The organism is Nocardiopsis endophytica (assembly GCF_027706725.1).
In the GTDB taxonomy this organism is placed as follows: Bacteria; Actinomycetota; Actinomycetes; order Streptosporangiales; family Streptosporangiaceae; genus Nocardiopsis_A; species Nocardiopsis_A endophytica.
Genome location: NZ_JAQFWQ010000002.1, coordinates 22,181 through 46,301, shown reverse-complemented (window position 1 = coordinate 46,301; position 24,121 = coordinate 22,181). Strand labels below are relative to the sequence as shown.

The window sequence follows — 24,121 nt, the reverse complement described above, 5'->3', positions numbered from 1 at the left end:
GGGGGGTCGGGGGGAGGGGGAGCCACGCGTGCGCGTGGTCGGGGTCATCGTGTCCCCGACGGTGCCGTACCGCAACGCCGCCCGTCCGCAACCCGTGGAGCACGGGTCCCACGGCGTTCAGGTGCCGATCGCGCGGTCGGCGCCGACATGGTCCCAGGAAATGCGACTCCCGTCCGGCATGAAAGGTTGACATTCTCGCCCCGCCGCTTTTATGAAATTCGGCACGCCTGTCCGTGAAAACGAGTCGTGCCCTCTGCGGGTCCCCTTTAGGGAAACCCATTCGCACAGGAAGGGACGACGGGCCATGCCCCCCACTCTCCGCTCCGCCGCCGTTGCGACCGCGGCCGCAGCCGCCCTGCTCTCCCCCTTGGCCGCCGCTCCGGCCGCGCTCGCCGACGGGCCGAACACCCCGCCTGAAGTGCGCTCCGAGATCCAGGCGCTGCCGTGGCCCGCCCTGGCCCGAGGGGACTCGGGCGCGGTCGTCCAGGCCGCCAACGAACTCCTCCAGTCCTACGGCTACCTGCCCGAACAGGGGCTCGGCAACATCTTCTTCGACGAGTACATGGAAGAGGCGGTGCGCGCCTACCAGGACGACCGGGACATCCCCGTCGACGGCCGCATCGGCGACGAGACCTGGAGCCATATCCGAATGGACTTCGGCGTCGTCGGCCCCGGGAACGGCGACAGGGACAAGGTCACGGCCGTCCAGGCCCTGCTCGACCACAACGGGCATTCGGTGATCGCCGACGGAATCTATGGCGCCAGCACCGAGAAGGCGGTCATCGCCTTTCAGGAGGAGAACTCCATCGACGCCGACGGAATCGTCGGCCCCATCACCTTCCGCGCCCTGGTGACCGGCGGCGTGTGACGCCGTTCGCCCCCTCGGGCCGACGTTCCGCGTCGGACCCTGCCGCCCCGGGCGGCAGGGTCCGATCGCGCGAGGCCGGTGCGGTCAGGAAGCCTCTTCCACCCCGGGGATCTCGTAGGCGGAGGCCTGGATCGAGTACAGCTCCGCGTACAGTCCGCCGTTGCGGACCAGTTCCTCGTGGGTGCCCTGCTCGACGACGCGGCCGCGGTCCATGACCACGATCCGGTCGGCCATGCGCACCGACGCCAGGCGGTGGGTGATCAGCAGGACCGTCGCTCCGCGCGCGGCGTGCTGGAGGCTGTCGAAGAGGCGCTGCTCGGCGTAGGCGTCGAGCGCCGCCGTGGGCTCGTCGGCGATGATCAGGTCCGCCCGCTGGTAGAGGCCCCGGGCGGCGGCGATGCGCTGGCGCTGCCCGCCGGACAGGTCGGCGCCGTCCTTGAAGCGGCGGTCCAGGACGGTCTCCAGGCCGCGGGGCAGCCCGTCGACGACCTCGTCGGCGCCGGACAGCACCAGGGCGCGGTGCAGGCGCCCCTCGTCGGCCGCCTCGCCCTCCGCCATGGCGACGTTGCGGCGGGCGGTGGCCGGCCACAGCGAGTGGTTCTGCCGCATGGCGCCGATGCGCTCGCGCAGGAGCTCGGGGTCGATGTCGGCGAGGTCGCGCCCGTTCCAGGCGACGGTGCCCCTGTCGGGGGTGAACAGGCCGGAGATCAGCGTGGACACGGTGGTCTTGCCCGACCCGTTGGGGCCCACCACCGCCACCACCTCGCCCTTGCGCAGGCGGAAGGAGACCCCGCGCAGCGCCGGGGCCTCGGCGCCGGGGTAGGAGAAGTGGACGTCGTCCAAGCGGATCTCCTCCAGGGGGCCGGGAGGCGGTCCGACGGCGGGGGCGGGCGTCCGGTCGCGCGCCTGGTCCAGCACCTCCAGGAAGTCGGCGAAGTACAGGCTCGCCTCGTAGAAGGAGGCGACCGCGTTGACGAGGCGGTCCAGTGCGGCCTTGCCCTGGCCCAGGGCCACGTAGGCGGTCCCGGCCACGGCCAGCGGCATCCACTCGCCCAGCAGCATCCACACCAGGGTGATGTAGGTGGCCAGGGTGACCGCGCCGCTCGCGGCCTCGCCGGTGGCGCGGGCGGCGGTCTGGCGGCCGACGATGGCCAGCAGCGAGTCGCGGACGTACCGCGCCAGGGCGGTGTACTCGCCCAGCATGGGGCGTCGCATGTTGTAGGCGCGCAGCTCGGCGGCGGTCTGGCGCTGGGTCATGGTGAAGGTGTGGATGTACAGCAGCCGGTTGGTCGTCGACAGCTCGCGCATGCGCCGGTACTGCATGCGCGCCGAGCGGGCGGCGGCCCAGCCCACCGGCAGCACCGCTGCCACCAGGAGCGGCAGCAGCAGGGGGTGCAGCACGGTGACCACCGAGGCCACGGCGATGATCCCGACCGTTTCGGCGAGGATGTCGACGGTGTAGCCGATCATCCGCCCCGCCTCGTGGAGCCCCCGGTCGCGCCCCCGGTAGACGGCGTCGCAGAAGTCGGACTCGTCGAAGGACTCCAGCCGGACCGCGGTGACCGCCCCCAGCAGTTCGGTCTCGGCGAGCAGCTCCACCTGGTGGCGCAGGCGCCCCTGCGACCAGATGGCGGCGGTGCGCAGCGCCGCGCGGAGGGTGATCGCCGCCCCGGCCAGCACCAGGGCGGGCAGGGCGGCCTGGATGCGCTCGGGGGTGGGGCCCTCGGCGAAGAGCTCGTTCAGGATTCCGGCCAGGGCCGCCAGCACCGATGCGGCCAGCACGGCCGAGGCGGTGTTGAGCCCGATGACGGCGGCGGTGTCGCGGGGGCTCGCGCGCCACGCCCACCGCAGGGCGGTGGCGATCTGGCCGGGCAGGCGTGCGGCCACACGCCGCACCGGGATGGAGCCCATCTCCTCCAGCCAGGGGTAGTACTTGCTCTTGGCGAACTCGGGCAGCTCCCAGGGCGGCGCAGGCCGCCGGGTCCGTGATCGTGCCCTGTCCGTGCGCGTTCGGCGCATAGGTCACCCCCGTGGTCATGGAACTGGTGTTCGAGTACCGATCGGTGGGCTGCATCCTGCCCGGAGCTCCCGGGGGACGGAAGCCGGACGCCACGGCGGGACCGAGATGGGGCCGGACCGGATCACGGCTGCGGCCGCGCGAGAGGAGGTCTGGTCCGGCCCCGAACCCGCGCCGCCGCCGCACCACGGCGCGACGCGCGGCCGGACGGGAGTGTTCGGATAACTCTGAGTCCGTATCGACCGAGGAATCGGCCACCCCCGTGGAGCCGCACCGACATGCCCGGACCTACTCGGGGGCGTGGGCCTCAGCCGTTCCGTCCATCCTCGGGCCCCTGTGCCCCCGTTCCCCGGGGACCGGCGGGCCGAGGGCGCGCGAAGAGGACGGCGAACGCCGTGGCCGCCGGGACGGACAGGGTCAGCGGCGCGACGGCACCGAGGAGGCGCTCGTCGCGGTCGTTGTTGCACACGGCGGGGTCGGAGTCCGCGTCGATGACGCCGTCACGGGAGGAGTCCGGCGGCGCGACGGCGGGCGGGCGAGAGCACAGCACCCAGGAGTCGTCCGTCGGGGCGAGCGGTACGAACACGAGGCATGCGGCCCACAGCCAAAGAGCGAGGGCCGCCCCTCCACAGATCCAGACCGGACGCAGACGCAGCTCCACGCGCGGCCGCTTCTTCCTGGCCTCCTCATTGGCTCTCCGGAGCACCTCATCGGACTCAGCCGTCATCGTCGCCTTTCGGGAGTAGGTGGCAAAGTTCCCGGGCGACGCTACCTTTCTCCCCGGCACTGTCGGCCAAGTCCTCTTCGGTGACGTCCACAGCCCCGACGAAGTAGACGAAGGGATCGATGCCGTCGTCGGAGGCTCGTCCTGGGGCACGTCATCGACCCTGTTCCATATCAGCTGCCCCTGCTGTCGGAGACCGTCGACAGTGTGCCCGCAGGCTGTCAATGTCCCAAGAGCATGGAAACGTAACCTGTGCGTCCGGAAGTAGAACCGTGGTCAGCGTTCCGTAGGTCACCAAGCATCGAACGGTCTGGAAACGAGCGGCCTTGTCCTTGAGAGTGCAGGTCGAAGACTGAACTGGGGCGCCGATCCCCTAATGGTCGTCGGAAGCGCGGAAATGAGAGGGAGGTCGTAGCGCTGTGCCGCTTTGGGGCCGTGCGGTTGCGGTGGTGGGGTGTCTGGTGATCGTGGCGCTGCTGTGGACTTCGCCCCATGGGCAGGACCGCGGTGATTGGGGCGAGGTCGTGTGTCGGCCGGTGATCGGTGACGGTCCCCAGTGGGTGGGGGACGAGGTGTGGGTCGATGCCCTCGAGGGGACCGACCGATACCACGAACCTGTTGAACCGTTCGCCGTGTGTGAGCACCGGAGGTCCGGGCGTCTGGCTCTGGCCGTGGTCGCGGCCGTGCCCACGACCGCGCTATTGGGAGCCTGGATCGCCGTTGCCGTCATGGACCGGCGCGCCGGTCGGCCTCCGTGGGGCTAGCCCTTCAGGTGAGGGTCCTCACTCCTCGGCAATTCGCTGATCTCCAGTGCATGCGAATTCTGCTGCCGGAGACCGCCGACAGTGTGCGGGCGGTCGCGGAACGGGCGCCGGCCGACAATGAACCAGGGGCGGCGCTCGGCAGTGCCGGATGGTCGGCCGTGTAGATATGGCGGCCCCAGTGGGAGCCCAGGAAGGCGGCCGTGCCGGGAACCGTCGGTCGACGATCAGCGCGACAGTGCCGCTGCGGAGGCCTGGAGCGTAGAGCATTGCGCCTGCCTGGGCCTCTGTCAGGGGCCCAGGCAGGCGCCACGACACAATGACCGGGGCCGATTTCGGGGTGCCGATGGCTACGCTGGCGGTGAGGGGGAAGTGGGCAAAGTTGTCGAAAACAAGAGATTGCTTGGTGAATTGTCCCAGGTCACTGAGTCTGCTCCCCGCGCACGCGGGGCTGTTCCCCGGCGCGGCACCGTTCGCACGCGCTCACGCACCTGCTCCCCGCGCACGCGGGGCTGTTCCCGGCCGCCTACGGCCTGTGGGCCCGCTGCGGCTCTGCTCCCCGCGCACGCGGGGCTGTTCCCTGAGTCCCGGGGCGCAACTGCCCAGTGAGGCACTGCTCCCCGCGCACGCGGGGCTGTTCCCGGGCGGTTGTACACGTTGCGGTAGGCGACGCGCTGCTCCCCGCGCACGCGGGGCTGTTCCCGCGCCCAGAACCGCTGCTCAATCTCCAGTACGCTGCTCCCCGCGCACGCGGGGCTGTTCCCGGCGTCGGCGGTGTCGTGTGGGTTGAGCGCGGCTGCTCCCCGCGCACGCGGGGCTGTTCCCGCCCGGGACATCATCATCGAGGCGTCGGACGGCTGCTCCCCGCGCACGCGGGGCTGTTCCCCCGTGTGCCGACTCGCGGAGGTTCACCGTGATCTGCTCCCCGCGCACGCGGGGCTGTTCCCAGTTCTTCCCGACGATTCCGATGGTCCGCACGCTGCTCCCCGCGCACGCGGGGCTGTTCCCAGAAACTCTGTCTGCTTCGGGTCAACGATTTCCTGCTCCCCGCGCACGCGGGGCTGTTCCCCCCTCCGGGGGCGGCGGCACCATGGAGTACGGCTGCTCCCCGCGCACGCGGGGCTGTTCCCCGGCGGCGGCTGCGCCGCGCGGTGGCCCCGGTCTGCTCCCCGCGCACGCAGGGCTGTTCCCCGGGTGGCGGCGGCGGAGATGGCACGCCGGAACTGCTCCCCGCGCACGCGGGGCTGTTCCCTCCTCGCGCTGCTTCTTCGTGGCCGCGGTGACCTGCTCCCCGCGCACGCGGGGCTGTTCCCCCGAGCGGCTGGACGTGCCCCTCAACACGGCCCTGCTCCCCGCGCACGCGGGGCTGTTCCCGACCATGTGCGCGTGCCCCCGCCCTCGAAGAACTGCTCCCCGCGCACGCGGGGCTGTTCCCGCTCCGTTCATGGAATGCGCAGACCCGAACTGCTGCTCCCCGCGCACGCGGGGCTGTTCCCTCGCCCAACACCGCGGCCCACCACTGGCGCAACTGCTCCCCGCGCACGCGGGGCTGTTCCCTTCCCCGCAGCACGCAGTACTACGCACAACAACTGCTCCCCGCGCACGCGGGGCTGTTCCCCCGCGGCACACGGCGGGCAGGGCGCCGCCCGGCTGCTCCCCGCGCACGCGGGGCTGTTCCCTCGGTGTCGGACCCGGTCAGGGCCACGTCGAGCTGCTCCCCGCGCACGCGGGGCTGTTCCCTACCTGCTGGTCTCCTCATCGGTCGTCCAGGCCTGCTCCCCGCGCACGCGGGGGTGCCGTGACGATCGGGTTGAGGATCGGCTGCTTAGCAGGCGGGCGCCTTGCGGATGGCCGCATACGGACAGTGAGGGGGCCGAGGTCTCCAGGTGCGCTTGAATCTCCCCATGTCCTACGACGAGTACGCCCGAGAGCTCAGCGCCGCCCTCGGCGCTGCGGGGCGTTCGGTGTGGGCCAAACACGACTGGGACTCCGGCGGGTGGCTACCCCTGTGGCGGCACATGGGCGACAGCGCGGGAACGGCCGCTTACCTCTGGGACGAGTGGCTCGCGCCTCAGGTCCGGGCCCGCATCAGCGAGGCCCTGCCCCGCGGTGAGGCCGACGGGCGGCGGCTGGCGGTCTGGCTCGCGATGGTGCACGACATCGGCAAGGCCACCCCGGCGTTCGCCTGCCAGGTGGAAGGGCTCGCCGAGGCAATGCGCTCCCAAGGGCTGAAGATGGGCTCTGCCGCTCAGATGGGCAAAGACCGTTCGCTCGCCCCCCACGGAATGGCCGGGCAACTCCTCCTCGTGGCGTGGCTCCAGGACAACGGGTGGTCCAAGCGGGCCGCGCAGCAGATCGGGGCCGTCGTCGGCGGCCACCACGGCGTGCCTCCCAGCGACGCCGACCTCCAAGACGCCCTCGCCCACCGCGAACTTCTGTACGGGTCGGCGAGCACCGACGCCTGGCAGCGCGTCCAGCGCGAACTCCTCGACGCGGCCGCGTCCGCCTGCCGGATCCGGGAGCACCTGGACGCCTGGTCGCCGGTGAAGCTGCCGCAGCCGAGCCAGGTGCTGCTCAGCGCGCTGGTCATCGTCAGTGACTGGATCGCCTCCAACGCCTCCCTGTACCCCTACTTCCAGCGGACGGGCACCGCCGCCGACGGACGCGTATCCCGAGCCCTGAAGCAGCTGGGCCTGCCGGGCCGCTGGCGCCCCCGCCTCCCGCAGGGCAGCGCCCAGGACGTGTTCGCCGCGCGCTTCTCCTGGGACGAGGGCACCCGGGTCCGGCCGGTCCAGGAGGCCGCCCTCGCCGCCGCGCGGGCCATGGACGAGCCGGGCATGCTCGTCATCGAAGCGCCGATGGGCGAGGGCAAGACCGAGGCGGCGCTCGTGGCCGCCGAGCACATGGCCGCGGTGTCCGGGGCGGGCGGGTGCTTCGTCGCGCTCCCGACCATGGCGACCAGCAACGCCATGTTCTCGCGCCTGGCCGACTGGGCCGGCTCCCTGGAGGGGATCGACGGCTCTGCGTCGGTGTTCCTGGCGCACTCCAAAGCCGCGCTCAACGATGACTACACGGGCCTTCCCTTCGCCGGGGCGGAATCGGCCGACGACGTCGAGCGCGACGCCGCCGGGAGCCGGGGCGGCGGGCTCGCGGCCCACTGGTGGCTGCGCGGCCGTAAGAAGGGGATGCTCGCGGACTTCGCGGCCGGGACGATCGACCAGCTCCTCTTCGCGGGCCTGAAGAGCCGCCACCTGGCGCTGCGGCATCTGGCCGTGGCGGGCAAGGTCGTGGTGATCGACGAGGCGCACGCCTACGACACCTACATGAACACCTACCTGGACACCGTCCTCGCCTGGCTGGGCGCCTACCGGGTCCCGGTGGTGGTCCTGTCGGCGACGCTGCCGGCGCGTCGCCGCAGGGAGCTGGCCGAGGCCTACTGCCAGGCCCGGCGCGGTTCGCCCGAGTTCGACGCGGTCGAGAAGGTGCAGGGGTATCCGCTCCTTACCAGCGCCGTTCCCGGAGGGGCGCCGCAGGTGGAGGCCGTGGAGGCCTCGGGGCGCAGGACCGAGGTGCAGGTCGAATACCTCGATGACGACCCGGACGCCCTGGCCCGCCGCCTTGAGACCGAGCTGGCCGGGGGCGGGTGCGCCCTGGTCGTCCGCAACACCGTCAAGCGGGTCCACGCCACGGCCAGGGTGCTGCGCGACCGGTTCGCCGGAACGGGCGTCGAGGTCAGCGTGGCGCATGCGCGCTTCGTCGACCTGGACCGGGCGGACAAGGACCGCGAGCTGCTAGCGGCCTTCGGGCCGCCGGCCACGGTCGCCGAACTCGGCGGGCACCGACCGCAGAACCCCCGCATCGTGGTCGCCAGCCAGGTGGCCGAGCAGTCCCTGGACATCGACTTCGACCTGCTGGTCACCGACCTGGCCCCCGTCGACCTGGTGCTGCAGCGCATGGGCCGCCTCCACCGCCACCTGCGCGGCCAGGGGCAGAGCGAGCGCCCCGAGGGCCTGCGCACGGCCCGGTGCCTGATCACCGGGGCCGACTGGGGCCAGCAGCCGCCCGAGCCGGATGCGGGCTCGCAGTTCGTCTACCGCCGCTACCCCCTGCTGCGTGCGGCCGCGGCCCTCGATGCCCACCTCTCGGCTGAGGACGGCGGGAACACCATCGGAGGCACGGTGGTCCTGCCCGACGACATCGACCGCCTGGTCCAGGGCGCCTACGGCCCCGATCCGATCGGCCCCTCCGAGTGGCAGGAAGAGCTGGGGCAGGCGCGGGAGTCGCACGGGATCGAGCAGGCGGCCAAGGCCGATCAGGCGCGCGCGTTCCTGCTCAACCCCCCTGCGAAGCCGGGGCGGTCGCTCATCGGGTGGGTCAACGCCGGGGTCGGGGACACCGACGACAGCCCGCGGGGCCGGGCGCAGGTGCGCAACGCAGGGGAGAGCCTGGAGGTGCTGCTGTTGCAGCGGCGTCGCGACGGCGTGCTCACGACCCTTTCCGGCCTGGGGGAGGGTAGGGGCGGCATCGAGCTGCCCACCGACTTCGCCCCGTCCGAGGAGGTCGGGCGGATCGCCGCCGCCAGTGCGGTGCGCCTGCCCTTCCCCCTGGTGGCCCCCTGGGTCATCGACCGGGTGATCGACGAGTTGGAGCAGAACCTGCTCCCGGCCTGGCAGGACAAGGACGCCCACTGGGTGGCCGGGGAGCTCCTGCTCGTCCTCGACGAGGACTGTCGGACCCGCCTGGCAGGCTTCGACGTTCACTACACCCACCAGGACGGTCTCGAGGTGACCGATGGCCACTGACGGCGGCGCCGCGGGTTTCGACCTGATCGAGCAGGCTTGGATCCCGGTGCGCAGGAACGACGGCGGCGACGACGAGCTGTCGCTGCAGGAGGTCTTCGAGCGGGCCCACAGCGGCCCGGACGGCATCCGCCGCCTCGTCGGCGACCTGCCCACCCAGGAGTTCGCCCTGCTGCGCCTGCTGCTGGCCGTCCTGCACGACGCCCTGGACGGGCCCGCCGACACGGAGGAGTGGCAGGAGCTGTGGGAGGCCAAGGAGCTTCCCGTCCAAAAGATCCGCGACTACCTCGGCGGGTACCGCGACCGGTTCGACCTGCTCCACCCGAAGACCCCGTTCATGCAGGTCGCCAACCTGCACACCGCCAAGAACGAATTCTTTCCCCTGGACCGCATCGTCGCTGACGTGCCCAACGGGGACCAGTTCTTCACCATGCGCGCCCGCGGCGCCCAGCGATTGGACTTCGCTGAAGCCGCCCGCTGGCTCGTCCATGCCCACGCCTACGACCCCTCCGGCATCAAGTCCGGCGCCGTGGGTGATGCGCGGGTGAAGAACGGCAAGGGGTACCCCCTGGGCGTCGGGTGGGCCGGGAACCTGGGCGGGGTCTTCCTGGAAGGGCGGGACCTGCGCGAGACGCTGCTGCTCAACCTCATCTCCTTCGACTCCGACGTCCGTACCGACGACCAGGACCGCCCGGCGTGGGCCTTCCCGCCCGCCGACGCGGCGGCGCTGCGCGGTGCCGAGCAGGCCTACCGCCCCTACGGCCTGCGCGACCTGTACACCTGGCAGGGGCGCCGCATCCGCCTCTTCGCTGACGACGGCGGGGTCCACGGAGTGCTGCTGTGCTACGGCGACCCGCTGGACGCGCCCAACCAGCACCACCGCGAACCGATGACCGCCTGGCGGCGCAGCCCGACCCAGGAGAAGAAGCGTGGCGAGAACCTGGTCTACATGCCCGCCGAGCACGTCCCGGCCCGCAGCGCCTGGAGGGGCCTGGAGTCGCTGCTGAAGGGGCGGGCCGGGCGCCAGCGGGGCGAGGCCGCCGAGCGCCTGCGCCCGGGGATTGTGGAATGGGCCGCCCGCCTGGCCAACGACGAGGCGCTCTCCGAGGACCACCCCGTGTCCGTGCGCACCGTAGGGGCCAAGTACGGGACCCAGCAGTCGGTCATCGACGAGGTGACCGACGACAGGGTCAACATGCGCATCACCCTGCTGGCCGACCGCTCCGCGCAGCTGCGGCAGGAGGCCATCGATGCCGCGGCCGACGCAGACCAGGCGGTCTTCATCCTGGGGAACCTGGCCACTGACATCGCCCGTGCGGCGGGTCTGGACACCGACGCCCCTCGCGCCCAGGCCCGGGACCGGGGCTTCGGCGAACTCGACCACCTGTTCCGGTTGTGGTTGGAGAACCTGGCCTCGGACTCCTCCCCGCAAGGCGAGCGCCGGAGCTGGCAACGGCAGGTGCTCCGGACCGTCGCCTCGATCGGCCGTGAACTGGTCGACGCGGCCGGAGAGCGGGCTTGGAGCGGTCGGATCATCGAGACCGACAACGGCGATGAGCTGTGGCTGAACGCCGGGTGGGCCGAGCGGCGGTTCCACAACGCCCTGTCCAAGGCCCTGCACATGACACAGGAACCTGACGAGCCCGGAGACTGATCACGTGGAGCCCACCACCGAGACGACCGAACCGACAGCAGAAGGCGCGGCGGGCGCCACGAAACGGGAAGAACTGGGCACGTTCGGTCGAGCCGTCCATGGCCGGCTGTTGTGGTTGCAGCGAGGGTATGTGAGCGACCCCGACGACCCGATGGCCGTGCAGGTGCTCGCCGGGCTTCGCCCCGGTGCGGGCCGCCTCCCCGAGGACCTTCCCCAGCTGTTGGGGTACGACTACGGCCTGGACGAAGTGTGGCTGGACGACGACGTCCCCGTTCGCGCCGCCCACATCGCGCTGAGCCTGTACGCAGTTCACCAGCAGTCCCTGCGCAGCCCGGACCTCCGGATGTACCGGTGGGGCACCTCCAAGTCGGACAGGCACCCCTCGGTCCGGCACAACCTCGGTTGGGCAGTGCGCGCGCTCATGGTCAGCGCGGTCCAGGAACCCGATGCCGAAGGCGAGCGGAGGGCTAGCCAGGCCTCGGTCCAGACCACGGTGCAGCAGCGCTTCGTCCAGGCGGGCAAGGCCACCAGCGTCAGGACCATGGCCGACCGCCTTCGCGGCCTGGTGGACCTGCTCCACCGCCACCGGGTCCCCCTTGACTACGCGCTCCTGGCCGAGCACATCCACAGGGCCCAGCAGCCCGGCGGCATCGCCGAGGTCCGCCGCGCGTGGAACTTCGGGTTCAACTCCTACCGGGCACCCCGTACCACCGACGACACCGACAAGGACGCCTCGTGAGCCGAACCATCCTGGACGTGCACGTCCTGCAGACCGTCCCGCCGAGCAACATCAACCGCGACGACACCGGATCGCCCAAGGGGGCGGTCTACGGCGGTGTGCGCCGCGCCAGGGTCTCCAGCCAGGCATGGAAGCGCGCCACACGGGAGGCGTTCAACCGCGTCCTGCCCCCTGAGGAGCTGGGCACGCGCACCAAGCGCGTCGCCGAACTGGTCGCCGAGCGCATCGTGGAACTCGATGACAGCATCGCCCAGGAGGAGGCGCTGGAGCTGGCCGCCGCGACCGTGACCGCGGCCACCGGCTCCAAGGTCGAGAAGCCCAAGCGCCGCAAGGGCGAGGAGGAGGACCGGGCTCCCGAGTCCTCCTACCTGATGTTCCTCAGCGCGCGCCAGCGCGACGGCCTGGCCGAGCTGGCCGTGCAGGGGCGCTCCGACATCAAGGCCTTCCTGAAGGACGCGGAGACCAAGAAGCGCGCCAAGCAGATCGCCAACACCGGCCACTCGGTCGACATCGCCCTGTTCGGCCGCATGGTCGCCGACTCCTCCGACATCAACGTCGACGCCTCGGCCCAGGTCGCCCACGCCATCAGCGTGCACGCCGCCGAGATCGAGGCCGACTACTACACCGCCGTCGACGACCGCCGCAAGGACGACGAGCCCGGCGCGGGGATGATCGGCACCGTCGAGTTCAACTCCGCCACCCTGTACCGCTACGCCGCGGTCGACGTCGACCGGCTCGCCTCCAACCTGGGGGCCGGGATCCAGGAGGGGCGGCCCGCAGCCGAACCGGTGCGCCGCTCGGTCGAGGCGTTCATCCGCTGCTTCGTGGAGTCCATGCCCACCGGCAAGTCCAACACTTTCGCCAACCACAGCCTGCCGTCCGCGGTCATCGTCAAACTGCGCGACGCGCGCCCGATCAGCTTCGCCGGCGCCTTCGAGGCCCCCGTGCCCCAGGACACCCCCGACGGGCAGGTCGGGCACGCCTGCGCCAAGCTCGCCGAGCACATCGCCGAGATCGAGCACGTCTACGGGGCGGCCGGCGCCAAGACCTGGCTCCTTCGTGTCGGAGAGGCCACCAAGCCCCTTGAGGCACTGGGCGCCGCGCTCCCGCTGGACCAGATGGTGGGCGAGGTCGGACAGGCGGTGGCCGCCCGCATGGAGAACCCGGCATGAGCGTGCTCCTGCTGCAGCTCGCCGGACCACTGCAGTCATGGGGCGCCGCCTCCCGCTTCGCCCGCCGCTCGACCGAGAACGCCCCCACCAAGAGCGGGCTCGTCGGCCTGCTCGCCGCAGCCCAGGGCCGTGCGCGCAGCGACGACGTCAGCGACCTGGCGGCCCTGCGGTTCGGGGTGCGGGTCGACCAGCCGGGCGTGCGGCTGCGCGACTTCCAGACCGCCCACCACGGCGACACCGGCGAGGCCATGCCGGTGTCCGAACGGTTCTACCTGGCCGACGCGGTCTTCCTCGCCGCATTCGAGGGCGACGGCGCGCTTCTGGAGGAGCTGCACCGGGCCCTTCTCGCTCCCGTCTACCTGCCCTATCTGGGGCGCCGGTCGTGCCCCCCGGCACGCCCCATCCCTCTGGGCACGGCGGAGCAGGGCCTGGAATCGGCCCTGTCCGGGCACGAGTGGCTGGCGGGCGAGTGGTTCAAGCGCAAGCGGCGCAGTGAGCCCGAGGTGGAGCTGGGCGTGTGGCTGGACGCGGGCAAGGGGCGCACCGCCGACCACGAACAGCGCGACGTGCCCCTCAGTTTCGACCAGGCCCACCGCCGCTACGCGATGCGCGGCGTGGAGTACACGACGGTGACCGTGCCCAACCCCCGAGCCGTATCCCGGCCCTCCGGCTTCGTCCACAACCCCATGGACGCGTTGGGAGACGTGTGATGTTCCTGTCCAGGGTCCGACTGAACCCCGCCCGCGCCGGTGCGCGCAAGTTCCTGCTCTCGCCCCGGGCCATGCACGGGGCGGTCACGGCGGCCTTCGTCGACGGAGTGCCCGAGCCCGGTGGGGGAGGGCCGCGGGTGCTGTGGAGGCTCGACCACAACTCCCGCAACGAGGTCTACTGCTACATCGTCAGCCCGGACCGGCCCGACCTGACCCACGTGGTGGAGCAGGCCGGATGGCCCACCACACAGACCTGGGAGACCCGCGACTACACACCCCTGCTCTCCCGGCTGGAGGCCGGGCAGACGTGGGCGTTCCGCCTCACGGCCAACCCGGTGCACAGCATCCGCCGCAAGGACGGCGAGCCGACCAAGGTCACCGCGCACCGCACGCCCAAGCACCAGCTCTCCTGGCTGTTACAGCGCCAGGAGGCCAACGGTTTCGAGATCGTCGCCAAACCCCAGGACCGGCAGAGGGGCCCAGACGACGAGTACGAGGTGATCGTGCACGACCGGCGCGCCCGCCGGTTCGGCAAGGTCGAACCCACTGGGAAGCAGAACCGGGTCCCGCTGGTCACCGCGACCTTCGACGGGCGGCTGAAGGTCACCGACCCCGAGGCGCTGCGCCGGATGCTCACCACGGGCCTGGGGCGGGCCAAGGCCTACGGGTGCGGGCTGATGACGCTGGCCCCGGCGGACTGACGTGAGCGGAATCGGAGCGCGAAAGGCTCTGACCCCGAGGGAGCTGACCCGAGTTGGGGAGCGCCTGTCCTTCGTCTACCTGGAGCGGTGCACCGTCCACCGGGAGGACAACGCCATCACCGCCGAGGACGCCGAAGGCACCCGCTTCATCCCGGCGGCCGGGCCCTGTCGCGCTCGGCCGCACTGGCCGAGTCCCAGGCCAGGGCGTGGGCGAACCGGCGCACCCGCCTGGAGGTGGCCCGGGCCATGTACCGCATGCGCTTCCCGGATGAAGACCCTTCCAAGGCCACTCGCCGCCAACTGCTGGGCATGGAGGGCGACCGCCTCAAGATCTTCTATCGGGAGGAGTCGGCCCGCACGGGGGTGCCCTGGCACGGCCGCAAGTACACACCGGGCGACTTCGACTCTGGGGACCCACCGAACCAGGGGATCACCTCGGCCGCCCAGTGCATGTACGGGGTGGCCCACGCGGTGGTGGCCGCGCTCGGGTGCTCGCCCGCGCTGGGCTTCGTCCACTCCGGACACGAACTGTCGTTCGTGCTGGACATCGCCGACCTGTACAAGACCGAGGTGGGCATCCCGGCGGCCTTCGACGCGGCGGCTGAGGGGCCCATCGATGTGGGCGGACGCACCCGTCGCCTGTTGCGTGAGCGGATCAACGACACCGGCCTGCTGGACCGGTGCGTCAAGGACATCAAGACCCTGCTGCTGCCCGGCGGAGTGGACGCCGAGGTCGAGGATGCCGCGGACCAGGTCAACCTGCAGGGCGACGGCGGCGCGGAGTTCGAGTCGGGGATCCACCACGGGGTGATCTGGTGACGGTGATCGTGCTGACCACCTGCCCGGCGGGGCTGCGGGGGTTCTTGACGCGGTGGCTGATGGAGATCTCGGCCGGGGTTTTCATCGGCAACCCCTCGGCGCGGGTCCGCGAGGTCCTGTGGGACGAGGTGCGCGCGTACGCGGAGGCCGGGCGGGCACTGCTGGCCTACAGCACCGACAACGAGCAGGGGTTCACCTTCGAGACCTTCGACCACAAGTGGCGGCCGGTGGATCATGAAGGGCTGACCCTGCTCATGCGCCCCCACAAGCAGGACCGGAACGAGGGGGAGGGGCAGCCCCAGCCCCGGTCGAAGGGCTGGAGCAAGGCCTCCAAGCGCCGCCGGTTCGGAGGCCGGTGATTCGAAGTGGCACGACACGCCGGTGTGCGCTTGTGAAACCGCAGGTCACCGAGCCTGCTCCCCGCACACGCGGGGCTGTTCCCGCCTCGGCTTGGGCGGACGAACCGTGCGGCCGCTGCCCGGACAGCTCGACGGCCGTGGTCGCGGGGATCGGTCCGCGGGGTGCTGCCGCGGCCGCTGGCTCCGGCCCGGCGGGGCGGCAAGAGACCGGGTGGCGGCCCGGCCCGCTGCGGCCCTTGCTGTACACGCAGCCGACACCGGGGATCAGCGACAGCGAGCACCGCATCTTCTTCGCCGACTCGGCGGAGCACGTCGGCGCCCCTGTCGAGGACTGGGAGGCCGAGCGGATCGAGTGGGTGCCGTTGGCTTCGGTGCCGGAGCTCGTTCGCAAGCGCGAGATCGTCTCCGGTACGTCCATGGGCGCCTTGCTGTCCCTCATGGCGGCCGGGCGCCCTTGAACGCAGGTCACAGGCTGGAGACGAAGGGCTGTCGGAAGCCGGAGTGATCGTGCGCGGGGTGGGGGCTGAACGGAGCGGACTGAAGGCCCGAAGCTGACGCGCCCCCGGCGCCAGGGACGCCGGGGGCCGGTCGGCGGGCCCTTCCGCGCCCGGTAGGGGTCTCCAGTCCCTACCGGAGGCGCTCCTTGTCCAGGTCGATCCGGCCCCGCCGGTTGCGGCTGCCGCCGCAACTGAATTTTGGGGCGTCCGGAACTCCGCAACCTCAGAGTTCCCGCCCTGGGGACACTAGTGCCCTCCAGGAACGCGCTCAAAATTCGCTGAATGATCATAAACGACTCTGCACAGGACTGCACAGGAATGCCCGCGATCGCATCGGACGGGCTCCGGGCTCCCAGGATTCGCAGGTAGGGCGGGGAGGCGGAAAGGCGGGGAAACGTTGCATAAAGGCGACACGCTGTGGCGGCGGAGTTGCTGTCTGGGGTACTTTCACCCCATCGGCCCACCGTGAGCCCGTGTAGGCGCGCCGTCTCCAATGCTTCAGGCGTTCCCGACTTCGACACGGCTCGGCGGATCCGTCCAGGTCGATCCGAATGTTCCTGTCGAACGGAGTCCTCCTAATGCACTTTGCCATCTATGCGAGTCCGGCATTCATCCGGGTCCTCGCGCTCCTCCTGGGGGGTGCTGTGACCTGTGGTCTGGTCATCGCGGGGCAGGACCTCCCCACGGCCCTGGTCACCGCCTTCGCCGCCTCCGTCCTTGTCGTCGGAGGCGGTCGGCGGGCGGTCGGGGAGGCGCGGTGACCGCGACCGAGCGCTTCGAGAGCGGACCGCAGGAGTCCATGCGCACCTACCGGGGCGATCCCGATTACGTGGTCGTGTCCGGTGTTCCTCCGCGCCGCGTCCGTGTCGGGTCCGACGGGATGCTCTGGGGCGAGGTGCCGGTCGTTCCGGTCCAGGGCCGCGCGGCACCCCCGTCTCCCGCGGGCCCAGGTGCCGACGGGCGGATCACGGTGAGCGTCCCCCACCCGCAGGGGCCGGCGGTCTCCGCCGTCCCTTCGCACCACACCGACGAGGGGCCCTCCGGCGGTCAGGCCGTGCCCGACATCGACGGGTTCGATCTGCGCCCCGATCCGATGCAGATGGAGACCCCGGCCGCGTTCATGGTGGCGCTGCGCCAGTACCGCCGGTGGGCGGGGAGCCCGCCGTACCGGGAGATGGCCGACCGCTGCGGCAACGTGTACTCGGCTTCGGCGATGTGTGCGGCCCTGGGCGCCTCCGAGCTCCCCAAGTACACGATGCTCAACGCGCTGATCCTGGGCTGTGGCGGTGACGAGAAGGAGTTCCAGCGCTGGCTCACCGCCTGGCGGGTCCTGGACGGCCAGGAGAAGGGCGAGGAGGCCCCTACCCGGCCGCCGATGGTTCTGCTGCCTCCGGACAAGAAGGAGTAGCCCCGGCGGGGAGCAGGGGGACCGTTCCGGTGCACTGCCTCGACGGGCAGTGCACCGGGGAGCGTGAAGCGCTGGAGGCTAATCCTCAAGGGCGGCGGCAGGGGCACCCGGCGGGAGCCGGCGCCGAACCGGTTCTCCCCGAGCCCCGGGGATGTGCCGACGATGTGGGCGAGGACCTCCGTCGGCGGGGATTTCGCCCGTTCGCGTGGCGGCCCCAGCAGGATTCGAACCTGCGACACCGGCTTTAGGAGAGCCGTGCTCTGTCCCCTGAGCTATGAGGCCTTGCAGGCCCCAGCGTAGCGGAGGACGAGGGGCGTTCGTGTCCCGTGGCGGTGGGGGCGGGCGGGCCGGGGATCCCGGGCTTTGGGTTGAGTACTCTTCTCTCTATAGGGTTGTCACTCCACCCGCGTGACATGCATCACATCGTGTGCGCCGTCGGCCCGGGGCCGGATCCACCGGTGTGGCGGCGGCCAGGGGGGACGGCCCGGTCGGCTCCGGGGGTGGAGCCGCGGCCTGGTGGCCGGATGTGGACTTTGCAGTACCCTGCCATGCGGCCGCCCTACGGCCCGTGCACGACCGTGACCGATACAGGTAGCCGGAGGACTCACGTGCCGTTCTCTCTCGCATCGACGCGGCGGACGTCCCGCGCCCGGAGAAGCGGATCGGTGCGTCGGTCTTCGAGGTCCTCGCGGGTCTCCGGGAGTCCGCGGCCCGGCGCCGCTTCGGGGTCCTCGGTGTCGCCGGTCTCGCTTCCGCGCCCCCTGCGGGTGCGGCTGGCCCAGGGCATCGCCACCGTACTGGTGCTCAGCGGCGTGCTGCTGCCCGCGGGGGAGGCCGCCGTCGCTCCGATCACCGCCCCCGCCCACGCCGACGAGGACCTCGACGCCCTCGCCGAGCAGGCCGAGCAGGCCAAGGACGACCTGGAGAAGGCCACCGAGGACTACACCGAACGGGAGAAGGACCTCGACGCCGCCCAGGAGGAGCTCGTCTCCACGCTGCACGAGCTGCAGCAGACCGAGCTGAAGCTGGGCGACATGCGCGAGCCGCTCTCCCAGATGGCCAGCACCCTCTACCAGCAGCCCGACGCCGGGGCGCTGGGCCTGATGACCTCCGGCACCATCCAGCAGGACCTGCGCGTCGACTCCTACGTCAGCAAGCTCTCCGAGGACAAGGACGCCCTCATCGAGGAGGCCAACAAGCTGCGCGACCGGCAGGTCGAGCTGACCAACGAGGCCCAGAACCTCCAGGCCGAGACGCAGCTCGCCCGGGTCGAGCTCAAGTCCGACCTGAAGGACCTCAAGGAGCAGTCCGAAGAGAGCACCAAGAAGCTCACCCAGGAGCTGGAGGACCGCGGCCTCGACGTCGACGCCTACATGGCCGGCGTGGAGTGCGATCCCAGCAAGGGCGAGCAGGCCTCCAGCTACCCCAACGGCCTGCTCCCGCAGGGCGCGCTGTGCGAGCTCCCGCAGGGCGGCGAGTTCCTGCGCGCCGACGCGGCCGTGGACTTCATGGAGATGAACCAGGCCTACGCCGACGAGTTCGGCAGCCAGATGTGCCTGACCAGCTCCTACCGCGACCTGCCGAACCAGCAGCGCGTCTACGCCGAGCAGCCCCCGGGCAACGCCGCGGTCCCCGGCACCTCCAACCACGGCTGGGGCCTGGCCGTCGACATCTGCGGCGGGGTCCAGAACCAGGGATCGGCCCAGTTCAACTGGCTGGAGGCCAACTCCCAGAAGTGGGGCTGGTTCCACCCGCAGTGGGCCTACTCCAACCCCTTCGAGCCCTGGCACTGGGAGTACAAGGCCGCCAAGGGGGAGTGACGACGGAGTGCCGGGGCGGGGCCCACCGGCCCCGCCCGGCCCGTCAGGTCGAGGCGGGCTCGTCCTCGGAGGCCTCCGGGGTGACCTCCGAGGTGCACTGCGGGCACCGGTCGGCCATGCGGCTGATCTCGCTGCGGCAGTGCGGGCACTCCCGCGTCGTCGCCTCCTCGGCCTTCATGAGGCGGTCCATCAGCTTGGACACCGGAAGCACCACGAAGAAGTAGAGCACCGCCGCCGTCAGCAGGAAGCCGATCAGCGCGTCCACGAAGGCCCCGTACAAGAAGCGGCTGCCGTTCACCTCGAAGTAGAGGTCGCCGAAGTGCGGCACCCCTCCGAAGATCCCCAGCAGCGGGGTGATGAAGCCTTCGGTGAAGGCCGTGATCAGCTCGGAGAAGACGGCGCCGATCACCACGGCCACCGCCAACTGCACCAGGTTGCCCTGGAGCAGGAACCTCTTGAATCCATCCATCGGTCGGTCGTCCCATCCCGTTCTCACCGGCGGTCCTGTCCTCCGGCGCCCGGGGGCGGGGGGCGCCGGAACCGCGCCGAACAGGATTCACTACACCTGGTCATCGGTCAACCGCGGATCGTCAGTGCAATCCCGCCGCGGACGGACGCCGCCGCCAGCGCCGCCGCCTCGTCCCCCTCGGCGGCCACCACGATGACCGCCCCGCCCGTCCCGCCCGCGCCGCCGTCCTGCGGGTCCGGGACGGCCACGACCGGCCGGTCCTCCGCCAGCACGGCGGGCGGCCGACCGGTGTCCGGGGCGAATCCGGGAGGCGCCTCCGAGGGGCCGGGCGGCGCCGCCACCAGGTCCACCCGGTCGCCGGGCGCGACCAGCGCGGCCGCCTCCGCGTCGGCGACCCGCACCGGCACCGCCGCCGCGCCCGGCCCGTACCCGGCGGCGGGGGAGTCGGCCAGCCGCGCGTCGGTGAGCACCTCCCCGCGCCGGACCGGCCCCGTCAGCGACCCGCCCACGGGCTCCTCCCCGGGCCGCAGCGCCCCCTCGGGCACCGCGTCGGCGGGCAGGGTGCGCACCTCCAGGTCGGCGGCGGCGACGGGGTCGAGCGGGGACAGGTCCCGTGCGGCGGCCACCACCTCCGTCCCTCCCTCGGGCACCGGGCGCAGCAGCAGGACCGCCCCGGCGAGCGCGATCGCGGCGCACAGCGTCCCGACGGCGCCGCGGTGGCGGGCCAGGGCGAGGGCGGTCCGTCGCCGAAGCGTCATGCGGCGAGGCTAGGCGGCCGGGCGGCGCGAGCGGGCGCCGATCGCGGGGCTGTGGACGGGGGCGGGGAGGGGCGGCGAAACGGCGAAGGCCGGGACCCCTGTGGCGGGGTCCCGGCCTTCGGAGAGCCGTGGGCGGCGCGGAAGGTTCAGGCCGAGGCGGCCTTCGCGGGCGAGCCGCTCGACGAGCCCGACGAGGAGGAGCCGGAGGAGGCCGGCGTGCCCGACGAGCCGGAGCCGCTGGAGGAGGAGCCGCTCGACGCGGTCTCGCTGGAGGAGCCCGACGAGGACGACGCGCTCTCGGACGAGGAGCCGTTCGACGAGCCGGACGCCCCGGAGGAGCTCGTGATCGCCGAGCTGTCGGAGGTCTTGGCGCTGTCGGTGCGGTAGAAGCCCGAGCCCTTGAAGACGATGCCCACCGCCGAGTACACCTTGCGGAGGCGCCCCTCGCACGAAGGGCAGGTGGTCAGCGCGTCGTCGCTGAACTTCTGCACGACCTCCAGCGGATCGCCGCACTCGGTGCAGACGTACTGGTATGTAGGCACGTGTTCCTCCTTGCTGGCACTCTCGCCCGTCGACTGCTAGATAGTACGCGGTTGAACAGCGGTGCCGCGACCTCGGGGGCCGACGCGCCGGGCTCCGCGCCGCCGGTGGATGCAACGCCGCCCCGCCCCCCGCTGTTCCGCGCCCCGCCCCCGCACCGCCAGGTCACAGCCGCCGCAGGCCGCCTTCGGGGGTGAGAACCCCGTCCACGGGCCGGTCGTGCGACTCGGCCGGCACCGACTCCAGGAACTCTGTGTCGTAAATCACCCCGAGTTTCAGGGTGTTCGGCCCGACCAGGGAGAGCGCGCGGTCGTAGCATCCCGCCCCGCGCCCCAGCCGGTACCCCGCGCGGTCGACCGCCAGCGCCGGCGCCAGCACCACCGACGCCCGTGCGACCGCCTCCCTCCCGTACCGGGGGCCCATCGGCTCCAGCAGCCCGAAGCGCGCGGGGGCCACGCTGTCCGGCCCCTCATAGGCCGCCCAGTCCAGCGACCGGTCCGGCAGGAAGACCGGCAGCAGGACGTACGCGCCCCGCTTCCACAGCATCGTCACCAGCTTGCGCGTGTCCGGCTCGGCGTCCACCGAGTAGTAGACGGCCACCGTCCCGGCGGTGGCCAGTTCGGGCACATCGGCCGCCGCGTCCCGCAGCGCCGACCCCGCACGGTCCCGCCGCTCCTCGGGCAGGGCCGCGCGCGCGTCGAGCAGCCGCGCCCGCAGCCGCTCCTTCTCCGACCTCGCATCAGCGTCCATGGGTGCGAGTCTGGCAGGAAGCGGCGGCGTGAGAAGGGGGAGAAGGCGCGGTGAACACCGCCCGCCCACCCCCTGCGCGACCGGGCGTTTCTCCCGGATCCCCAGGTCAGCCCGCGCGCGGCGGCCCGATCCCGCCCCGACCGTGTCCTAGAGTGCGCTCATGACGGATACGCGACACTCCCTGCCCCGGGTGACCAAGGCCGTGGTCCCGGCCGCGGGCCTCGGCACGAGGTTCCTTCCGGCGACCAAGGCCACCCCGAAGGAAATGCTCCCGATCGTCGACAAGCCGGCCATCCAGTACGTCGTCGAGGAGGCCGTGGACGCCGGGCTGAACGACGTCCTCATGGTCACCGGCCGCAGCAAGCGCTCCATCGAGGACCACTTCGACCGGGCCTACGAGCTGGAGGAGGCGCTGCGCGCCAAGGACGACACCGAGCGGCTGCGGTCGGTGCGCGAGTCCAGCGAGCTGGCGCAGGTGCACTACGTGCGCCAGGGGGAGCCGCGCGGCCTGGGCCACGCCGTGCTGTGCGCCGACGCGCACGTGGCCGGTGAGCCCTTCGCCGTCCTCCTCGGCGACGACCTCATCGGCGCCAGCGAGGGCCTGCTCAAGCGGATGATCGACGTGCAGGCCGAGCGCGGCGGCAGCGTCGTCGCGCTCATGGAGGTCGAGCCCGAGCAGGTCTCCCTGTACGGCTGTGCCGCCATCGAGCCCACCGACGACCCCGACGTGGTGCACGTGACCGACCTGGTGGAGAAGCCGCCGCAGGAGTCGGCCCCCAGCCGCTGGGCCATCATCGGCCGGTACGTGTGCGCCCCCGAGGTCTTCGGGGTGCTGCGCGACACCCCGCCCGGGCGCGGCGGTGAGATCCAGCTCACCGACGCCCTGCGGGAGCTGGCCCGGCGCAAGCCCGACGAGGGCGGCCCGGTGCACGGCGTGCTGTTCCGGGGGCAGCGCTACGACACCGGAAACAAGGTCGACTACCTTCGCACTGTGGTGGAATTCGCGTGTGCGCGGCCCGACCTCGCCGCGGAGTTCGTCCCGTGGCTCCGCGAGTTCGTGGCGGCGCAGGACCCCGGCGCTCTTCCGGGGTGACACCGGCGGTGAGAGGGGACCGATGAAGAGCGTCGAAAGGCACATCTCCGACATCCTCGGGCTGGTGCGCCCGCTCCCCCCGATCGAGCTGGACCTGCTGCGCGCCCAGGGGGCCGTGCTCGCCGAGGACGTGGCCGCCCCCGTGGCGCTGCCGCCCTTCGACAACTCCGGCATGGACGGCTACGCCGTGGTCGCCGCCGACGTGGCCGGCGCGAGCGGGGCGGCCCCGGTGCGCCTGCCCGTGGCCGGCGACATCGCCGCCGGGGACACCGGTGCCCACGCCGTGCGCAGCGGCTACTGCGCCCGCATCATGACCGGCGCCCCGATGCCCGCCGGCGCCGACGCCGTGGTGCCGGTGGAGTGGACCGACGGCGGCCGCGCCGAGGTGGCCGTGCACCGCCCCGCCGCGGCCGGGAACGCGGTCCGCCGCGCCGGGGGCGACGTGGGCGCGGGCGACACGGTGCTGCGGGCCGGCGCCCGCCTGGGCGCCGCCGAGCTGGGCGTGCTCGCCTCGGTGGGGCGGCGCACCGCCCCGGTGCACCCGCGGCCGCGGGTCGCGGTGCTGTCCACCGGCGAGGAGCTGGTCGAGCCCGGCAAGCCGCTGGCGCCCGGCCAGATCTGGGAGTCCAACGGCTACATGCTCACCGCCGCGGCGATCACCGCCGGCTGCGACGGCCACCGGCACTCCTTCGTCGGCGACGAGCCCTCCGCCGTGCTGGACGCCATCGACGACGTGCTCATGCAGGCCGACATCGTGGTCACCACCGGCGGGGTGAGCATGGGCGCCTACGACCCCGTCAAGGAGGCACTGGCCGGCCTGGGGACGGTGCGCTTCGAGCAGGTCGCCATGCAGCCCGGCAAGCCGCAGGGGTTCGGCACGGTGGGGGAGGACGCCACGCCGATCATCACCCTGCCGGGCAACCCGGTGAGCGCCTTCGTCTCCTTCTACGTGCTGCTGCTCCCGGCGCTGCGCCGCATGCAGGGGGTGGCGCCCGACCCGCTGCCCACCGTCTCGGCGCGCCTGTCCGCGCCGGTGTCCTCGCCGCCCGGCCGCCGCTCCTACCTGCGCGTGCGCCTGGAGGAGGCCCCCGGAGCCGACGGCCCGACGGCGGTCCCCGCGTCCCGGCAGGCCTCCCACCAGCTCTCCGCCCTGGCCGACGCCGACGGGCTGGCCATGGTCCCCGAGGACGCCGAGACACTGCCCGAGGGCACCGAGGTCGCCGTCCTGCGGCTGCCCCGCCCCTGAAGGGCCGCGCCGATCCCGCATCCCGGGAAATGCGCCCCTGAAAGCGGGCGTCGAGTTTCGGCTCCTTGCGATCCGGGCGGGTGGGCAGGTCCCCCGCTCACTGGCCCCAGCCGGGCGGAAGGCCGCCGGGGCGTGGGGTGGAGGGCGGCGACGAAGAGATGTCGGCGGCCCGCGGTGCAGCGTCGTCGGCTGCCAGGCGTGCGGGTGGTCGCCGTGG

General features: G+C 72.2%; 18 protein-coding genes, 1 tRNA gene, 2 pseudogenes and 1 CRISPR repeat array. Of the genes and pseudogenes, 14 read left to right on the top strand and 7 right to left on the bottom strand.

Annotated features, from left to right (window positions below; all coding sequences use genetic code 11):
- The first annotated feature begins 304 nt into the window (after positions 1-304).
- Entirely contained in the window at positions 305-868 is a 564-nt protein-coding gene (locus tag O4J56_RS00975; RefSeq protein ID WP_270683110.1) for a peptidoglycan-binding domain-containing protein, read from the top strand.
- 84 nt (positions 869-952) lie between these two features.
- Here the strand turns inward: O4J56_RS00975 and O4J56_RS00970 are convergent, their stop codons facing one another.
- Both O4J56_RS00970 and O4J56_RS00965 read right to left on the bottom strand, forming a co-directional pair.
- Positions 953-2,887, bottom strand: coding sequence for an ABC transporter ATP-binding protein (locus O4J56_RS00970; protein WP_270683109.1), 1,935 nt, complete (start codon positions 2,885-2,887; stop codon positions 953-955).
- A 305-nt stretch (positions 2,888-3,192) separates the two neighbouring features.
- The gene (locus O4J56_RS00965) at positions 3,193-3,546 is read right to left on the bottom strand and encodes a hypothetical protein (protein WP_270683108.1); all 354 of its coding nucleotides are present in this window, start codon (positions 3,544-3,546) and stop codon (positions 3,193-3,195) included.
- A 1,254-nt stretch (positions 3,547-4,800) separates the two neighbouring features.
- A CRISPR array of direct repeats spans positions 4,801-6,110; the repeat unit is 29 nt; unit sequence CTGCTCCCCGCGCACGCGGGGCTGTTCCC.
- Between the two features lie 164 nt (positions 6,111-6,274).
- Between O4J56_RS00965 and cas3 the strand changes: the two genes are divergently transcribed.
- From cas3 to O4J56_RS00915, 10 genes and pseudogenes are all read left to right on the top strand, one after another.
- Positions 6,275-9,172 (top strand): CRISPR-associated helicase Cas3', encoded by a 2,898-nt coding sequence (gene cas3 / locus O4J56_RS00960; protein WP_270683107.1) that lies wholly within the window; start codon positions 6,275-6,277, stop codon positions 9,170-9,172.
- Positions 9,162-10,823: a type I-E CRISPR-associated protein Cse1/CasA gene (gene casA / locus O4J56_RS00955; RefSeq protein ID WP_270683106.1), complete on the top strand. Its 1,662-nt coding sequence runs from the start codon at positions 9,162-9,164 to the stop codon at positions 10,821-10,823. The genes cas3 and casA overlap by 11 nt, the downstream gene beginning before the upstream one ends.
- A gap of 130 nt (positions 10,824-10,953) precedes the next feature.
- Positions 10,954-11,562, top strand: coding sequence for a type I-E CRISPR-associated protein Cse2/CasB (casB, locus tag O4J56_RS00950; protein ID WP_270683105.1), 609 nt, complete (start codon positions 10,954-10,956; stop codon positions 11,560-11,562).
- On the top strand, positions 11,559-12,734 hold the full coding sequence (cas7e, locus tag O4J56_RS00945; RefSeq protein ID WP_270683104.1) for a type I-E CRISPR-associated protein Cas7/Cse4/CasC: 1,176 nt from the start codon (positions 11,559-11,561) through the stop codon (positions 12,732-12,734). The genes casB and cas7e overlap by 4 nt, the downstream gene beginning before the upstream one ends.
- Positions 12,731-13,444, top strand: a complete 714-nt coding sequence (cas5e, locus tag O4J56_RS00940) for a type I-E CRISPR-associated protein Cas5/CasD (RefSeq protein ID WP_270683103.1) — start codon at positions 12,731-12,733, stop codon at positions 13,442-13,444. Before cas7e ends, cas5e begins: the two co-directional genes overlap by 4 nt.
- Positions 13,444-14,145, top strand: coding sequence for a type I-E CRISPR-associated protein Cas6/Cse3/CasE (cas6e, locus tag O4J56_RS00935; RefSeq protein ID WP_270683102.1), 702 nt, complete (start codon positions 13,444-13,446; stop codon positions 14,143-14,145). Before cas5e ends, cas6e begins: the two co-directional genes overlap by 1 nt.
- A 1-nt stretch (position 14,146) precedes the next feature.
- Positions 14,147-14,964, top strand: a pseudogene (gene cas1e / locus O4J56_RS00930) (type I-E CRISPR-associated endonuclease Cas1e).
- On the top strand, positions 14,961-15,323 hold the full coding sequence (cas2e, locus tag O4J56_RS00925) for a type I-E CRISPR-associated endoribonuclease Cas2e (RefSeq protein WP_270683101.1): 363 nt from the start codon (positions 14,961-14,963) through the stop codon (positions 15,321-15,323). The pseudogene cas1e and the gene cas2e overlap by 4 nt, the downstream one beginning before the upstream one ends.
- Before the next feature lie 200 nt (positions 15,324-15,523).
- Positions 15,524-15,781 (top strand): annotated as a pseudogene (locus O4J56_RS00920) (NUDIX hydrolase); the annotation flags it as partial.
- A gap of 796 nt (positions 15,782-16,577) precedes the next feature.
- Positions 16,578-17,228 carry a hypothetical protein gene (locus O4J56_RS00915; RefSeq protein ID WP_270683100.1) on the top strand — a complete coding sequence of 217 codons (651 nt, stop codon included), beginning with the start codon at positions 16,578-16,580 and terminating at the stop codon, positions 17,226-17,228.
- Between the two features lie 206 nt (positions 17,229-17,434).
- On the opposite strand, the gene O4J56_RS00910 is transcribed toward O4J56_RS00915, so the two are convergent.
- Positions 17,435-17,510: transfer RNA gene (locus O4J56_RS00910), tRNA-Arg, on the bottom strand.
- Between the two features lie 326 nt (positions 17,511-17,836).
- Between O4J56_RS00910 and O4J56_RS00905 the strand changes: the two genes are divergently transcribed.
- Positions 17,837-19,048: a D-alanyl-D-alanine carboxypeptidase family protein gene (locus O4J56_RS00905; RefSeq protein ID WP_408639069.1), complete on the top strand. Its 1,212-nt coding sequence runs from the start codon at positions 17,837-17,839 to the stop codon at positions 19,046-19,048.
- 43 nt (positions 19,049-19,091) lie between these two features.
- Here O4J56_RS00905 and O4J56_RS00900 read toward each other — a convergent pair whose 3' ends face one another.
- The 4 genes from O4J56_RS00900 to O4J56_RS00885 all read right to left on the bottom strand — a co-directional run bounded on the left by O4J56_RS00900 (position 19,092) and on the right by O4J56_RS00885 (position 21,565).
- Complete coding sequence (locus tag O4J56_RS00900) at positions 19,092-19,517, bottom strand: MscL family protein (protein ID WP_270683098.1); 426 nt, start codon at positions 19,515-19,517, stop codon at positions 19,092-19,094.
- A gap of 107 nt (positions 19,518-19,624) precedes the next feature.
- A complete protein-coding gene (locus O4J56_RS00895) occupies positions 19,625-20,275 on the bottom strand; it encodes an SAF domain-containing protein (protein ID WP_270683097.1) in 651 nt (216 codons plus the stop codon).
- A gap of 146 nt (positions 20,276-20,421) precedes the next feature.
- Positions 20,422-20,817 (bottom strand): FmdB family zinc ribbon protein, encoded by a 396-nt coding sequence (locus O4J56_RS32070; protein ID WP_270683096.1) that lies wholly within the window; start codon positions 20,815-20,817, stop codon positions 20,422-20,424.
- Between the two features lie 163 nt (positions 20,818-20,980).
- Positions 20,981-21,565 (bottom strand): 5-formyltetrahydrofolate cyclo-ligase, encoded by a 585-nt coding sequence (locus O4J56_RS00885; protein WP_270683095.1) that lies wholly within the window; start codon positions 21,563-21,565, stop codon positions 20,981-20,983.
- Positions 21,566-21,725: 160 nt separating this feature from the next.
- Between O4J56_RS00885 and galU the strand changes: the two genes are divergently transcribed.
- Positions 21,726-22,658: a UTP--glucose-1-phosphate uridylyltransferase GalU gene (gene galU, locus O4J56_RS00880; RefSeq protein ID WP_270683094.1), complete on the top strand. Its 933-nt coding sequence runs from the start codon at positions 21,726-21,728 to the stop codon at positions 22,656-22,658.
- Between the two features lie 22 nt (positions 22,659-22,680).
- Positions 22,681-23,904, top strand: coding sequence for a molybdotransferase-like divisome protein Glp (gene glp / locus O4J56_RS00875; protein WP_270683093.1), 1,224 nt, complete (start codon positions 22,681-22,683; stop codon positions 23,902-23,904).
- Positions 23,905-24,121: the final 217 nt, after the last annotated feature.